Annotated in this window: 11 protein-coding genes and 1 pseudogene; 6 read left to right on the plus strand and 6 right to left on the minus strand. The window is 68.4% G+C overall.

Features of this window, described 5'->3' with window-relative positions; all coding sequences use genetic code 11:
• Nucleotides 1-80 precede the first annotated feature (80 nt).
• The gene (locus ACTWQF_RS10480) at nt 81-2,057 is read left to right on the plus strand and encodes a hypothetical protein (protein WP_443278889.1); all 1,977 of its coding nucleotides are present in this window, start codon (nt 81-83) and stop codon (nt 2,055-2,057) included.
• A gap of 197 nt (nt 2,058-2,254) precedes the next feature.
• Here the strand turns inward: ACTWQF_RS10480 and ACTWQF_RS10485 are convergent, their stop codons facing one another.
• Nucleotides 2,255-2,761 (minus strand): hypothetical protein, encoded by a 507-nt coding sequence (locus ACTWQF_RS10485; RefSeq protein ID WP_443278890.1) that lies wholly within the window; start codon nt 2,759-2,761, stop codon nt 2,255-2,257.
• 68 nt (nt 2,762-2,829) lie between these two features.
• Nucleotides 2,830-2,958 carry a hypothetical protein gene (locus ACTWQF_RS10490; RefSeq protein ID WP_443278891.1) on the minus strand — a complete coding sequence of 43 codons (129 nt, stop codon included), beginning with the start codon at nt 2,956-2,958 and terminating at the stop codon, nt 2,830-2,832.
• 40 nt (nt 2,959-2,998) lie between these two features.
• Between ACTWQF_RS10490 and ACTWQF_RS10495 the strand changes: the two genes are divergently transcribed.
• Complete coding sequence (locus ACTWQF_RS10495) at nt 2,999-3,142, plus strand: hypothetical protein (RefSeq protein WP_443278892.1); 144 nt, start codon at nt 2,999-3,001, stop codon at nt 3,140-3,142.
• A 1,232-nt stretch (nt 3,143-4,374) separates the two neighbouring features.
• Here ACTWQF_RS10495 and ACTWQF_RS10500 read toward each other — a convergent pair.
• The gene (locus tag ACTWQF_RS10500) at nt 4,375-4,596 is read right to left on the minus strand and encodes a hypothetical protein (protein ID WP_443278893.1); all 222 of its coding nucleotides are present in this window, start codon (nt 4,594-4,596) and stop codon (nt 4,375-4,377) included.
• 9 nt (nt 4,597-4,605) lie between these two features.
• Nucleotides 4,606-5,100 carry a hypothetical protein gene (locus tag ACTWQF_RS10505; protein WP_443278894.1) on the minus strand — a complete coding sequence of 165 codons (495 nt, stop codon included), beginning with the start codon at nt 5,098-5,100 and terminating at the stop codon, nt 4,606-4,608.
• A 32-nt stretch (nt 5,101-5,132) separates the two neighbouring features.
• Between ACTWQF_RS10505 and ACTWQF_RS10510 the strand changes: the two genes are divergently transcribed.
• Together ACTWQF_RS10510 and ACTWQF_RS10515 are read left to right on the plus strand one after the other, a co-directional pair.
• Entirely contained in the window at nt 5,133-5,615 is a 483-nt protein-coding gene (locus ACTWQF_RS10510; RefSeq protein WP_443278895.1) for a protein-tyrosine phosphatase family protein, read from the plus strand.
• 29 nt (nt 5,616-5,644) lie between these two features.
• Nucleotides 5,645-6,072, plus strand: a pseudogene (locus ACTWQF_RS10515) (Tn3 family transposase).
• 60 nt (nt 6,073-6,132) lie between these two features.
• Here ACTWQF_RS10515 and ACTWQF_RS10520 read toward each other — a convergent pair.
• Nucleotides 6,133-7,953 (minus strand): pentapeptide repeat-containing protein, encoded by a 1,821-nt coding sequence (locus ACTWQF_RS10520; protein ID WP_443278896.1) that lies wholly within the window; start codon nt 7,951-7,953, stop codon nt 6,133-6,135.
• A 285-nt stretch (nt 7,954-8,238) separates the two neighbouring features.
• Between ACTWQF_RS10520 and ACTWQF_RS10525 the strand changes: the two genes are divergently transcribed.
• Nucleotides 8,239-9,288: a tyrosine-type recombinase/integrase gene (locus tag ACTWQF_RS10525; RefSeq protein WP_443278897.1), complete on the plus strand. Its 1,050-nt coding sequence runs from the start codon at nt 8,239-8,241 to the stop codon at nt 9,286-9,288.
• 1,464 nt (nt 9,289-10,752) lie between these two features.
• Nucleotides 10,753-11,415 (plus strand): hypothetical protein, encoded by a 663-nt coding sequence (locus ACTWQF_RS10530; protein ID WP_443278898.1) that lies wholly within the window; start codon nt 10,753-10,755, stop codon nt 11,413-11,415.
• Nucleotides 11,416-12,419: 1,004 nt separating this feature from the next.
• Here the strand turns inward: ACTWQF_RS10530 and ACTWQF_RS10535 are convergent.
• The gene (locus ACTWQF_RS10535) at nt 12,420-14,870 is read right to left on the minus strand and encodes a tetratricopeptide repeat protein (protein WP_443278899.1); all 2,451 of its coding nucleotides are present in this window, start codon (nt 14,868-14,870) and stop codon (nt 12,420-12,422) included.
• Nucleotides 14,871-15,083 lie beyond the last annotated feature (213 nt).

The following is a 15,083-nucleotide window of genomic DNA, read 5'->3' on the forward strand; positions in this document are numbered from 1 at the left end:
CCAACCCGCGCGCAGTTCGCGGGCCACACGGTCGCCGGGTACCGGCGAAAGGCGGGCACGTGATCCGGCAGGATGGCCGCATGCCCCACACCCCGATACGCCCCGCACAGCCCTTCGACGAGAAGTGGATCACCCAGGCCCTCAGCGGTTTCATCGAAGGCGCCGGACACTGGATGCCCGGCACGCTCGCCGCGTTCACCGAGGTCGGCGGCTACTTGACTGGGAGCGGCGAGGAGGCGCCCGCGCGGTACCGGGGTTGGAACTGGTACCGGTTCATCGGCCGGTGCGGCGCCGTGGCCCTGCGGGCGAGTTCCTTCCACGTGCAGGACCATCTGCGCGCGGTCCAGCTGGCGATGCTGGACGTATGGGCAGAAACTCCCTTTGCCGACCCGGAGGTTCGCGCCCGGATGCGTACGGGCGTCCTCGAACTCGCCGACAAGGACACGCATGCCGCTCGGACCCACGACGGTGCGGTGGTCGCTCTGCACGGGATCGGCGCCGGCCGGGACGGGCAGCGTTTCGTCGAGTTGCGCACCGGCTCCGCGCAGCCGCCAGCACCCGGTCGGATCACGGCCACCGAGCCGGTGCCTGCAGCCGGTTGGGACACACCTGACCGGCTGCGGCGCCTCGTGCACCTCGTACGAGAGAAGGGGCCCGCGCCCTGGGACCGCGCGGCGGCCGCGGTGCTCGCCGAGCGGACCGGGCTGAGCCGGGCCGGTGCCGCGCTGCTGCTCGCCGGAATGCCCGATGTGAAGTACGGGTACCGGGGCCTCAATGCCGAGGCGCGCAAGGTGATGGGGCTCAAGCAGTCCGAAGCCGAGGCCGGTGAGCGGGAGTTGGGGAGCCTGCGGGTGGCCGAGCGCCTCGATCTGCTGGCCGACGTGCTGCCCGCGGACCCCGGGCAGCTGTGGCAGGAGGGCGGGCAGCTGGCGCTCGCCGAGCGGGTCGCCGAAGCCTGGCGCAGGCAACAGGGCGTACGCCCCGCCGTGCCGGAGTCGACGCTCGCCGTCGCCGCCGAGCACATCGATGTGCGGATGGCCCCGGCAGCCGTGTGCGCCGTGTTCGCCGATCCCGCGCGCGAGCCGCGGCTGACCCGCGACCCGGACACCCGGCTGCGGGTGAACAGCATCAGCGGCGGCGGCTGGGAGGGCGACGAAGGTTTCCTTTTCAGGGAGCTGCTCGCCGTGGTCTGCGACGCCGTCGACTGGGTGTACGCCGAGCTTCCCGAAGGAGATCCCGTACGCCAAGGTGTCCCCGCGACCGTACGGCTGCTGCGGGAACGCCTGGCCCACCCGGGGTTGCTGCTCTCCGCCCGCGGCCGCAGCCTGCGCGGCCGCACTGTGGCGGAACTGCTGCCGGACTTCCCCGGCGCCCTGCCCTACTTGGACGCCGCAGAGCCGCTTGACCATCCCACACTCGACGACGGCCTGGTCGTCGTGTCCGAGGCAGGGTTCGACCGGCGCGGTGAGCGCGAGGCGCCCGGTGTGTACTTCCGGCCCGGCCGCTACGGGGCCGACGAGCGCTCGCGGCGCTTGGAGGCCCTGGTCGACGAGGAGGACTCGCATCTGGCGCTGGTCCGCCGACTGCGCGGTCCCGAGTTCGAGCGGATCGTGCAGCGCATCACCGAGGGGTCGCTGCCGCCGGGCGGCTACGAGGCCGATCCGCGGCTGTCCGCACCAAAGGTGGTCGAGGAGGCGGTCGCCGCCACCGGTCTGGATACGGACGCCGCCACGTTGTATCTGCAGCTGCTGGCCCTGCCCGTGCCCACCGACCGCCGTATCCGCCGCTTCAACCAGTGGACTCCCGGGCACCACAAGGCTGTTGTGGCCGGACTCGTCGAGGCCGGTCTGGTGGTCGCCGACCGCAGGGCCCGGGCCGGGCGGGGGGTGTTCCTGCCCGGCGACTGGGCGGGCGGGGACAAGTTCTACCCTCCGATGGAGACCTGGAAGGCCGGGCTGCTCGGGGTCCGGGTCATCGGGCGCAAGGTCTACTCCCGGCCCGTCGCCGGGCCCCTTCCCGAACTCTTCGCCCGGGCCTGGCGGACGCGTCCCCACTGAGCGTGGCGGCACGTTCCGCAGGTTGCGCCCGTAGGTTCTGGATCAGTTTCTTGTGGTCGATCACGCTCTGTGCTCGCATCACGCCAGAAGCACGCGTTTCCGGAGGAGCGCGAAACCAGCTCGCCCGTACATCTGACGCTTGATCATTTTAAAAGTTACGTGGAATCTGCCGGGGTGAGCATGTCTCCCTGGTGTAGCTACGAACTTGGGAGATGGCTTGAGCGCACGACGGTGCTCACGGAGAAGTGGCCGGTGCTCGGCCGGCACGAGCAGGCGGCGTCCTGGCTGACGGTCTGGACGGATCTCGGAAGTGAGCCACGACGATCGATGCCTACGGCCGGGGACTGGCCGAGTACCTGCTGATGTGCGAGCGGGAGAGCGTCGACCCGGTCGCCGCGAACCGCGCCGATATCGCCGTCTACGTAAGGGAGTTGAGCTCGCTTGTCCGCGTCCGCCTCCCACAGTGCCCAGGGGTGGTCGACGATGTAGTAGGTGGTGAAGTCCGGGTCGATGGCGTCACACGGTCCGGCGGCGGCAGGAATGTGACTTGGGGTGCCGTGGATGCCCATGGCATCCACCAGCCGGGACGACATCCGGTTGACCTCGTCCTCCGCCTGGCGCCCCGCGCGCACCTCGGGTGTGTATCCGAGGATCTTGCGTACCTTCGACGGCTTGGCGACCCGCCCGGGGCCAGTGTTGAACATGATCGAGCATCCCATCAGCGGAATCAGGGTCAGCAGGGTGGCTGCAACGGTAGCTTTCCGGTGGCCGGTCACTGTTTGAGCGAGATGTTGATGTAGTCACCGGCCACTACCTTGGCCATGTTGCGCAGGCTGACCGACGGGTCGCCGTCGTGTTCCTCGTCCCAGAATCCGCCACCCGGGCTGTTTCCCTGCGCCACTTCGCTCGTTGAACGGTCATGACCAGCGACATCGTGTCAGATGGCTGATCTGGCGGGCGTGCTCCTCGGTGGTGCCCTCGCCATCGCCGGAGGGGTTGTCACCTCTATTCTGCAGAGGCGGCAGGCCAGGGAAGAACGCATGTGGAACCGCCGCGCCGAGCTCTACGTTGACCTGATCCGCTGACCAGGGCAGCGGAATACTTGAGGGCTGCCGTGGCCCACGCGGCCAGGAGGAATGGGCTGTTGTCAGCCAGCTGTCGGCGAGGGCGGCGGCGTTTGCCTCAGATGCGGTGCAGGAGTTGGGGCAGGACTCTGCCCGAGCTAGCCGCGACTTGGCAGACTATGTGGCGGAGGACTGGCCGCAGTGGAGCGTTGCACACCATGGGGAATGGTTCGACGTCGAAGACGTCGAAGACCAGATGGAGCAGAACGCAACATTCCAGGACCTCCGCCGGGCTTCAGACGATGCGTCGCGGAGACTGATCCGGAAGATCCGAGAAGAGATCGGAACGCACCGCTCGTAAGACCTGCGGCTGCTCACGGTCGTCGCCGTCTGGTTTCCGGTAAGTAACTGGCCGGTCCGTCCGCCTTCGGCCCGGTGAGCCAGCCAGGCTGCTCGGGTCCGATATCCACGGCCGGGTGCGGTTCGTTCTGCTCCTGGTGCACCCTCTCAGCAAGCTCCAATCGCTCGTGGTGGACGCGCTCAGCTTGCTGAAACTGCTCCCTGGCGACACCCACCTGCTCGTCGGCGGATTTGGGCCTGGCGGGCGGCCTCCGTCTGCCGAGTCGCCTGGGGTCCGGGCCTACCAGAGTGGGGACGCAGAGCGCCCGACCAGCACGATCAGACCGTCACCTGCCGTCTCCCCTCCAGGGGAACGGCGTACGGGCCCAGACGCCCCCAAGCAGCGAGCAGCCCGCGTTTGTTCTGCTCCTCTAGAACCAGACGGTTCGCCTAGTGATACCGTCTAGTGCGCCTCGCGCGGCTTGGACCTGCGGATTTCCCCTTCAAGGAAAGCGCGCAGACGCCGATCACGCCGCGGTTTGTTCCAGAGAACCAGAACAAGACGGTTCCTCTGGTCATACCGCCTCACGTTTGCTCGCACCCTTCCGAATGAACTTCGGCCCGCTGCGACATGCGAACGGCGCCGCACCTCGGGGTGCGGCGCCGTTGCGTCACAAGGGCCCTTGAAGTCCGCTGCGGGCGTCGTGTTGATCTCAGGGACCGCCTGGGCGGCGCCGGCGATCCGGCCACCGGTGAGAACCGGGTGGAGCTGGTAGCGCCCGCGGCGAAGGAGCCAGGCCAGGCCGACTGTCCGCAGCTGCCGCACAGCGGCCGAGTCCTCAACCACCAGAGTGCCCGCTCCCTACCGGTACTGGCCGTCTGGGTTCCGGTACGTCCCGAGGGCTTCTGCCGCTTCATCCGCGGACAGCCGTGCCCACCGGGCCACCTACTCCAGCCCCACCCCGGCGTGCGTTCACGGCGGCCACCATGACCCGCAGCAGCACCTGGTCGAGTAGATCCGTGCCACGGCTCAGACCCTCCAGCATGTGCCGCGCCACGTCGGCGGTGGCCCCGACCTGCGCGCCGTGCAACTGCTGCAGCTGCTCCTCGGCCTCGCCAAGGAGATTGGTGATCACGAACCGCTGCTATGCGGGCAGCACAGCGCGCCAGTTCGTGCCGGAGCCGGGTGCCTTCTTCTCTCTGGACAAGACTCGCAGTCCGGCGGCCATCGTTGATAACTGGTGTTCCTGCCGCACCCACCACAGGTTCTCGTCGAACCGCGCATACCGTCCGGGCCGCCCTCCGGGGCGGCGGCGCAGGCGGACAACGGTCCCCAGCCACGCGAGCAGCGGACCCCCGTAGTCGACCGCGGCCAGCGGCCCCAGCCACTCCCTTCCCACCCGCTCCCCGAGCCCAAGAAATCGACGAGATCCCAACTCGTCGAAGCCAAAGCCAACTTGCAGCGCATGCTTGTGATCATTCCGCTCACCGAAGAGGAACGCGCCGCCGTCGACGATGGCCAGAGCGCCCTCGACCGCCTTCTCGAGCGCCTCGCCGAGGTGGCCACCCCAGCCGGCCCGACCCCGAACGAGCTCCGCGCCGAACCCGGCCGACCCCTGCCCCACTGACTGTCCGACCATCACCTGACCCCACCGAACGAAAGTGTGCTGACATGCGCCCCACCCTCTTCACCATCGACCGCCCCGGCCCGGGACGACTGAGCACCATGGCCAGACCCCGTGGCAATGGCTGGCTCGAAGACGAGATGACCGCCCTGAAGAACGACGGCGTCGACATCCTGGTCTGCACGCTCACCGGACCCGAGCTCGACGACCTCGGCCTCGCAGACGAACCCCGGACAGCCGTCACAGCCGGGCTGCAGTTCGTTGCCATACCCATCCCCGACCGCACCGTCCCCGACCGCACCACGATCCTGCCCACCCTGCACAGACTCGCCGAACAGCTACACCAAGGCGCACACGTCGTCACCCACTGCCGAGCTGGCATCGGACGCTCATCCCTCCTCGCCGCCGCACTCCTCATCCTCAGAGGCGTCGATCCCGACACCTCCTGGCACCAGATCGAACGAGCTCGCGGGCTCGCCGTCCCAGACACCGCCGAGCAGCGAGAGTGGACGATGGAACTGCTCAAATAGGCATGGTGTTGACACATCAGATCCACAGAATGCTGCGGCACCTGACGGACGCGCCGCTGCGCCGGCGGGTGACCGCGGCGACGAACAAGGTTGAGTCGTTCAACCGGTTCCCCCAGTGGGTCGGCTTCGGCAACCAGGGCGTCATCGCCGACAACGACCCCGTCGAGCAGGAGAAGGCGATGAAGTTCAACTCTCTGCTCTCGAACTCCTTGATCTTCCATAACGCCCTGGACATCGCCGAGATCGTCCGCCAGCTCCTGGGGAGGGCTGGGAGATCGACCCCGAGGACCTGGCCCACATCTCCCCGTACCTGACCGAGCACATCAACCGGTTCGGCGAGTACTCCACGCACGAACTCGGCATCGAGCCCGAGGCGTACGAGACGAAACTCGGCGTCGACTCCACCCATCTGCGCGAACCGGACCAGACCGCGGCCGGCTTCGGCCAGGTCGCCTGAATAGCCGGAGGGCTCCGCCCTGCGCAGACGTCCGGTGCGCCTACGACTCTGGCTGGGCAGTTACCGCTTCACGCGGCCGCGGACGGCGAGGAGGGCCAGAGCGAGCAGGACGGGCTCGGCGAAACGGGAGGCCATCTCGGTGTAGCGGCCTGCGGTGGTCAGGTCTTGGCCGCTGGAGCGGAAGACCACAGAGTTGATGACGACATCGACGGCCTTCTGGGCACGGGCGCCGGTGAAGCGGTCAGGGAAGGCGGCGTGCACCTGTGGGTTCTGTCTGCCGATGACCCCGGCACCCGGTGGATAGGGCTTGGCGGGGGTGTCCGGCAGTCCGAATCCCATCATCAGCACAATGGTGGCGGCCATCGCGGCCAGCAGCCAGCCCAGCGCCCGGGTGGCCCGCAACCCGTAGCCGGAGGCCGCCCAGTACAGCCTCAGCAGGAACCGCTCGGCCCAGGGGGTGTGCCGGTCGTTGCGGCGCATCTCCATCTCGCCGTAGTAGAAGTCGGCCGCTCCCGGCTCGTTTTTGGCGTCCTCGAACGCCTTGCGCAGCGCCCGGTACACGGGCGCCAACGCGGTCGGCTCCAGCGGCGCGGGGCTGTGGAGGTCCGGCACCAGGATCCAGCCGGCCCTCGCCGTCTCGCGCGCTATCCGCCATTGGACTTCTTCGGCAAGGGTCTGCCGCTGGGTCCAGCGCACCGGCACCTGTCCGCGGCGGTGCCAACCACGCGGGAGGGCGGCAAGGGGGCAGCGCCCCTCCAGTCGCAGTTGGTCAAGGTGGATGGTGCCGGCGAAACGGCACGCGCTCAGATCGATGTCGTTGAGCACCAGATGTGCGGCGTCGACTCCGCGCAACGACAGTACCCGCACCGGGGCCTTGTTGAGCCCATCCTCGTTGAGCACCCCCCTGCCGTGCCAGGTCACGATGAACGGTGTGGCCTGGGCGGCTATGCTCACCGGGAATTCCAGCACCGCGTCGGTGAGATCCACGCTCGCATGCCGCAGCCGCAGCGCAGCGGTCGAGGCCCAGCGTGTGCGTCGGCAGTCCAGGTGCCCCACCGCTGCCTCGATCGTCACCGCCGTGGAGAACACGGCACCTGCCAGATTCAGCTTCTGGCGGCACGCCAACGGTCCGACCTGCGCGACGCGCTCGAAGACCACCTGCCTGAAGTCGGCTTTGCCCTTGACGACCATCAACAGGAAGCGGGCGTCGCCGCGGAAGACCGCTTCGCCGAAGTCGGCGTCGCCGTCGAAGACCGCCTCGTCGAACGCGGTGTGGTCCTCGAAGACCGTCCAGTTGAACGAGGCGGTGCCGGTGAAGCTTGTCCCGCGGCACCCGACGCCGCCCTTGAAGACCACTGCGGCGAACAGGGCGTGGCCGTGGACGGTCGCCCAGTCGAAGCTGGCGCCGCGCGCGAAGACCGCCTTGCGGAACCCGGCGCCGCTGGTGAAGTGCGCCGCGTTGAACCAAACCTCGCCTTCGAAGACCGCCCCGGTGAACTCGGCCTTCCCGTCGAAGTTCACATCGCTGAACTGGGCGCCGCCGGTGAAGGTCGCCTCGCTGAAGTCGCCGGCGCCGAAGCGGGGCTTATTGGTGGCGGGATCGCGCACGGCATCCAGCAGCCGATCGAGCAGAGCACGATCCAAGGTGGTGCAGCGGTGGTCGACGTCGCTACCGGGTGAGAGGGATGCCAGGTAGGCTTCGCGGTCCGCGTCGGCGAGATGGGCCAGGCAGGCGCCGTACGGCTCCGGCAGTCCTTCGCCGCTATCGCCGTGCTGGCGCTGGACGCGGCGACCGCGGCATCCCACAGGATCCCCGTCAGCCGGGTCGGCGCCGTGAGCACAGTACGGGTAGTCGGGGGGCTGGGTCGGCGTCGTGGTCATGCATGAATCGACGCGGCCGAGTCGATGCCAGTTGCGTGGGCTCCGCTGAGCACGGGGATCTTGGCCCTGTTAGCTACGGCGAAGGGGCGTGTAGCGCTGCGTGGCTCTTCTGAGAGCCAATCGACCATCGGCTAGCGGTGGCGACCGTTCTGTTCGAGGTCGGCTTATCGGACTTCCGTCGCCTGGCGGCTCGCCGGGGTGATGCCGCAGTAAATGCCGGATTTCACGAGGGCTGGGGGCGAGGTGTACGCATTTACTGCGGCGGAGCCGGAAGGAGTCGACGGGGTGGCAATCGAACGGTCGGCCGGGCCGGAGGACGGGGGCGTGTTGCGGGTGCCGCTGTCAGCCCCGCCGTCGTCGTACGAAGCCGCGGTCGAGCGGTACCTCACCGGCGCGGGCACCGCGAAGTCCTCCGCTCGCATCTACCGGATCTCGCTCACCACCTGGGGGTGGATGCTTCGCGGCGAACCAGCGCCAACTGGCCCGGCTCGCCGCGGCGCCAAGCCCGAAGCCTTTGCCCTCGCAGCCATTGATGACCCGGGCCTGCCGCCGGCGCTCGCCGAACTCGCCGCAGCACGGGCGGACGAGATGGACGCCGACACCGTCAACCGTGAACTGTCCATCGCGCGCAAGGCGATCGGCTGGTGGCAGCGCCAGGGCTGGATCATCAGCGATCCGACGATCGGCATCGAGCGTCGCCCGGCACCCCCGGACCGCACGAAGGCGCTGTCCAAGCCCCAGATCACTGCCCTGTGGGCACTGGAGGCGTCCGTACGGGAGAAGACCTTCTGGAAGCTCCTCTACGAGAGCGCCGCGCGGGCCGAAGAGATCTTGTGCCTGAACATCGAGGAGCTGTTCCCCGCCAACAAGCGCGGCCGGGTCGTCTCCAAGGGCGGGGCCGTGGAGTGGATTCACTGGCAGTCCGGTACCGCCCAGCTCCTGCCGCGGCTCATCGCCGGCCGCACCCGCGGCCCGCTGTTCCTCACCGACCGTAAAGCCCCCGCCCGCACCCCGACCCTGGACACCTGCCCCGTGACCGGCCGCGCACGGCTGTCCTACCGCCGTGCGGAAGAGATCTTCGAGGAGAGCACCCGGCTGCTGGTCAACCCCCTCGCCATCCCGGATGACTTCGACGACCTGGAGGGGTGGACACCCCACCGGCTCCGCCACAGTGCGTTGACGCACGACGCGGAGGACGGCACCTCAACGCCGATGTTGTTGGCCCGCTCCCGCCATGCCTCCGTCCGGTCCCTGGAGAGGTACGCCGGACCCGACGTCGACGCCGTCGCCCAGCACGTCGCCGATCGTGACCCTGCGGCCCGCCGGCGGAGGTGAATCCGGACGCTAGGGCTTCAAGATCAACTACTGGCGGGCTTCTGGGTTTACCTCGGCGATCCCCCTTACTCGCGCTGCTGGCCGGACTCGCTGCTGGAGCGCTGACCTGGGCGGGGAGCGGTGTGCCGCAGAGCGTGCTGTGCAGTGCTGGCAGTGGAGGGCTGGGAGTGCGCTTCTTCAACCGGCTCGTCGCCCCCGAACAACCGCCCTCCACGCCCCCACAACGGACCGGCGTGGTGCCCACCTCGTCGGGCAGGCCGCAGCCAGCCGAGGCAGCGCGGGTACGGCACCGAGCCCGTCCGGGTGGCTACGCGGGTGTCGCCCGCCTCGAGCCGCGGTTCTGCTGGCATGGCCCGAGGCGGGCCACGTTCCGATCGCCGCCCGATCCGGCGTACTGGAACGCAAGGAGCGTGGCATTGCACCGGCCTGCACCACCGTAAGCACACACCGCAGCTCGCCAGTGTTCAGTCGTGCCGCAGATCGGGCCATGGCACGTCGGGAAGGCACTGCCATGAGCCGCCAATCATCGTCCCGCAAACTCCGCTACTGGGCAGAGTGCAGCCGGCAATCCCGCCGCGCCGGCCTTCGCACCAGCCACCCCGCCCCTCCCGCTGGGCCACCGCAGGCACTGCTGGAAAGCCGCGTCCCCGAGCAACTCGGCACCTCGCCGGGCCTTTGCGCGCACCCCTTCGGTATCGCCTCACTGAGCAGCACCGGCACCTCCCTCACCCTCCACCTCGATGCGTACATGGGCGAGGAAAGCACTCCTTTCCCGAGTACTGCCTGAGTCGTCTCCTGCCTGCTGCTCCCGTCCTCGGCAGCGGTGACGATCTCCACGGGATCCCCGGCCTCCGGACCAGCAGCATCCAGGCCCGTAGTCGGCAGTTGCGGCTGCGCATGGTGCAAGGCCCTGGACAAGCAGCCAGTCTCGTGCTCGTACTGCCCAGTTGGCTGTCGGAGGGCTGGGAAGAAGTCGAGCGACGACACCGGCGCTGGTGCGAAGGCAACGGTCTGCGACCGCTGTGGGCTGCTCCTGGGCTCCACCCTGAAGAATCCGCCTTCATCGAGGCGTTCCCCAGCCTCGAACGCTAGCGAACCCGACGGGCGGCAGTGGGAAGCGCCCTGCTACGGCGTATTGCTCTCTTCCACACCGTCGCCGCCTTCTACCGTGTCCAGTGCTGGGATGACGGCGACAGCTGGAAAATCGACGCCCGAACCGCCCCCCGGGCCCGCTGGCACGACCAGCTCCTGCAGCGACTGTGCCATCCCCGATGGGGCATCCCCGTAAAGGCGTCTCACAGGTTCTGCGACTGCGCTGAACCGCACGTCCCCTACCAGTGGGGGCACACCTGCTCCTTCTACTTCAGCCACCCCCACACCAGCGAGGACGACCCCTCTACCTGCGCGTGCACGTAAGCCCTGAAGGACGGGACTACGACCGGCAAATCCAGACCTTGCGCCAGGTTGGAGCGCCAGCAGGTTGGATGGCACGTGCCTTCCCCCGGCAAGCCGTCCAGCACCATGATCAGCACTTGCAGGCAGAACAACTGCGGTAACGGCACGCTCGCTCACACGAGCGTCCTCCGGGCTTCCGTGGAAGATCCACCGATCGCCGGGTTGGCGCGGCGGCTGGCTGACGATCCGGACCAGCGGCACAGCATCGCCGGCGTCCTCAACCAGCAGGGCGCCGACAGAGTGGAGCCGGTGGACGCTCTCCCGGACGTCACCGTCGGCGGAGGCAACGCCCAGCGCGCTCGCGAGTTCCTCGACGGGAACCAGCGCCGCTTCCTCGCCCTCGCTGTCGCAGCTGACGGCGAGAGCGCCCGTGTCGAGGGCCATGTCGAGCCGCACGGCCTGCATGGGGACCGGGCCCCGGTAAAGGGGCCGCAGGCGTGCGAGACGCTGAATGAGGCCGACTGCCTCCTCCCCGAGGCGAGGATCGCTGGCAGCAGCATCAGCGGTGACGTGGGAGCCGAACTTGATCCACTCGTCGTAGCCGGGAGGCTGCAACTGCTGGAGTGTGTGGATCCCCTGACACCGACGTCCCGCCTTGCCTGGCTTCTTCCTGCCCACGAACGAATCCTCCTTCAGTCACAGCGGCCCCTCGGCTGCGAGCTCCACGCATGAGAAACGCGCACAACGCGGCAGCGACGCGGGTATCCCGGCCAGTTCCCGGCTTCGGCCCAACCGGGCCAGGGCCGAAATCCCAGATGAGAAGCACGCGCCGTCGGGACTGGTGACAAGCCCACGAAGGCCAGCAGTGGTACCCGTCGCCGGTGTCAATGAGTGGGTGGGAGGCTGTGTGCATGAGCGATCCGCGTCGGTGGGTGACGGCAGCGACCACGACGACCCGCACCCTTACGCCCATCCCGACCCGCTCCTAACGCGAACTGGTTGGCGGCTCCCTGGACGGACTGCTGTTGGACGTCACAGATCAAGTGAGGTTGAGCTGGCTGAGGGACGCCCGTGGTGAGATGCCGGTGAGAGCCGGGGTGACGGCCCGCGGTGGTCGCTTTGCGAAAGCCCGCATGACACTGCCGTCCCCGGCTCTTCCGGAGCTGTCGACCGGTGCCCAAAACGCTCATGCCTCACCGGGAATGAGGGGCGTTGGACGCTGAACGGGCCCCCATGAGTCCGGCCGCATGTCGCGGCACATAACATCCGCATGCGAGGAATGGGCACTTGGGAGGTCAACTGATGCGTACGGACAAAGCGGTTGGTGTGGCTGCCGCGACCCTTCTCGACGAGCAGGGCCACCGGCCCCTGCGCACCGTGGCCACCGACGAGCCCGGAGCCGGGCTGTAACGGCAATCGGCCCCGCAGCCTGGGCAGCACAGTCGAAGGCGGTCCGGAGTCGGCTGCAAGACTCCGGACCGCCTGTCTCAGCTCACTGCTCGGCAGCTCGTCGGCCTCCGCCTTCTGGGCAGCGAGCACGCCGGCGACCCTGTACCCGTTCTCGACCATGTGCGCAGCGGCCTTCTCAGGATCTTGCTGCCGAGTACCAGCCCTGCATTGAGCCTTGTCCATCCTCGAGGGTGGGAAAGGCCATCGCAGAGGGTGAGCCGGCCAGCATCGACGAGGTCTCGCAGAAGTTCTTCAGGGGCGAGCGTCGTCGAGCGTCTCGCCGGGCCTCAGTCCGTCTGGGTCAGCAGTTCCTGGGCCTGCTGCGCGAACGGTTCGTACCCGCTGTCCGCGGCGCGCCGAAGGTAGGCAACGGCAGCTTCCGGCTTGTTCTGGCCGGTGAGGATCTCGCCCACCCGGTAGCCGGCCTCGCCCACCAGTTCCGGTTCGTCTGTGCGGTCCAGGGTGCGCTGGTACCAGTGAACCGCCGCGTCCCAGTGCTCCAGCCAGTAGTTCAGCTCCCCGATATGCGCGGCGAACCGCGGCCCGTCCTCGTGGCGGGACTCGGCTATCCGCCCCCAGTGCTCAAGCAACTCCGGCAGGTTGCGCTCCTCCTTGGCGATGACGCCGAGATTCGTTCTTGCCTTGTGGGACATCTCCTTGTCGCCTTTTTCCAACGCACGATGCAACCACTCACGTGCCGTGGCGTTCTCCCCTGCGCGGTTTGCGATGGCGCCCAGCGTGACGGCGGCGGCAGCTGCCCACTTCCCTTGTCCTACGGCCACCCTCCTCAGCAGCGCCTGGCCCAGCTCCGTGTCGCCTGCGTCCGTCATCCAGTGGCCGTAGTGGCACGCTGCGATCAGTTGGCTCTTGGATGCCGCGCGGACTCGTTGCAGGAACGCCTCACCCCTCCGTTCCACAGCCTGGTCCACGGCCCGCGCCGCCTCCGAGGCGTTCAGTTCGGTGAGGAGTTTGCCCAGCGTGTGGATGGCGCGGGCGGCGGTCTTGTCGTTGCATTCCCATAGGGCCATGAATACGGCGGAACGCCCCCAGGCAGCGAACGCCGCTGTCCGGTCTCCGCGTTCGTACGCCAGCTCGGCCAACTGCCGTGCGGCCCGAGCGGCATTGTCGACCTGGTGATTGATGCGTCCGTAGGCGGCTTCGGCCTGCGTGAACGCCTCCTGGGCCCGTGCCGTCTCGCCCAGTTCACGCAAACAGAGACCGAGGCGGTACAAGGAAGACGCTCGGGTGTCGTCATCGGCGCCCTCGACCGTCGCACCACGCTCGAACCACCGTGCGGCCCCCGTGAAGTCGCCGCGCTCCCTCACCCAGTTACCCACGACCCAGAAACCTCTGCACGCCGTCCCTGGGTGCACGGGCTCGGCCGCCGTGGCCAGCGCGATGACGGCCGCCTCATCACCGTTCTCCTCCGGCAGCTCCAGCAGACCCAGCAGCTCATGCGCCGCCTCCCGCACGCTGGGAGTGGTCAGAGCGCCTGTCTGACGGACGGCATGCCGGTACCCCTCGGCCGCGCGGCCGGTAGACACCGCCAGGCGCAGCATCCTCCCCACCATCTCCCTCCAAGGCCGCTCATCCGCCCACACGAAAGCCAGATCGACGAGGAAGGTCGCGGCAGCGTCGCGATCACCTGCGTCGACGAGCGTGGCGAGAAGAACCTCGGCGGCAGACAAATCCTCGGTGAACAGGTGCCCGGCGAGGGCAGCGACAGGCTCACCGTAGTGCTCACCGACCAGAGCCACGGCTCCAGCCCGGTCAGCCTCGCCCAGCAGCCGGTGGACCATCGCTGCCGAGGACTCCGCGCTGGTGAGGCGGCGCACCTCCGCCAGCAAACGCTGGTCGCGATCCACGTCATCCATCGCGAGGGCACGGGCGAACGCTGCCTGTGCCTCCTCCTCACGGCCAAGGTGCCGCAGCAGAATGCCCCGCCTCAGCGCAGCCCGGGAGCGGTAGCGTGACGCGTAGTGCTGGTGCTGCTCACTCTCCTCGGCCTTTTGGTACGTGGCACACGCCGCCTCGTGCTCCCCCTGGCCCGCCTGGAGGTCACCCAGGTACAGCAGCGCCTTGCCCCGCAACTGCGGTTCGGTCCCGTGCCCAGCCCGCAGGTACTGCTCCGCGGCTCCCGCGGCGTCCCCCCGCTCCTGACGCAGCCACCCCAGCATGAAACAGGCATCCATACTGCCGCGCTCGGCCTGCTCGGCGTACCGCTCCTCGACGTCGTCGACCAGCGGTGCGACAGCACCGGTGGCGTAATTGCCGGTGTCCCAGCAGTCCCCGACACGCAGCGGCTCCAGCCAGCGAGGATCCGTCACGTGGACGTCGTAGTCGCCCTGGGCAAGCCGCTTCTCGTACGGCCAGCCGCGGTCGTCGCATTCGTAGTCGTACGACTCCAGCCCCTCCAGGGCCTCCTCGCCGACCGGATGGTTGCGCACGGCCACCCGCTCCACACTCGCCACGAAGCGATACGTGTTGCGGTCCACCCAGCCGTCTTCAAAGTACTCGCCGAAAGTGACCACGTCCGTCAACGGGCCGTAGCGGTAGCCGATGACGGTGTCCGCGGCCTCGCACAGCACCCGGAAGAAGAAACTCGGGTCGTCGGGCAGCAGCTTCTCGTCGCCCTCGTCGACGTCCTCGTAGTTGGTGACGAAGACGCGAAAGCGCACTCGGCATCGCTCACGGTCCAGATCCAGGACACGCACACCGAACAAGTTGTTGACAGACATCGAGCTTTCCAAAGGTGAAGTAGGGAAACCCGACCAGACGGTGCAACCGCCAAGCGAGGTTAGGGGCCACCATAGAGCGACCCACTGACACGGACGCGCTCCACGCCGCCGACGATGCGCCCAGCCGCTGGCACCAGCCCTCACGTGTCGTCAAACGAACGAATGACGACACGCGTGGTGGGCGTCCAATGAACCCGGACTTTCCGGGGCCTG

This window comes from Streptomyces sp. 8N114 (assembly GCF_052245835.1).
Taxonomy (GTDB): domain Bacteria; phylum Actinomycetota; class Actinomycetes; order Streptomycetales; family Streptomycetaceae; genus Streptomyces.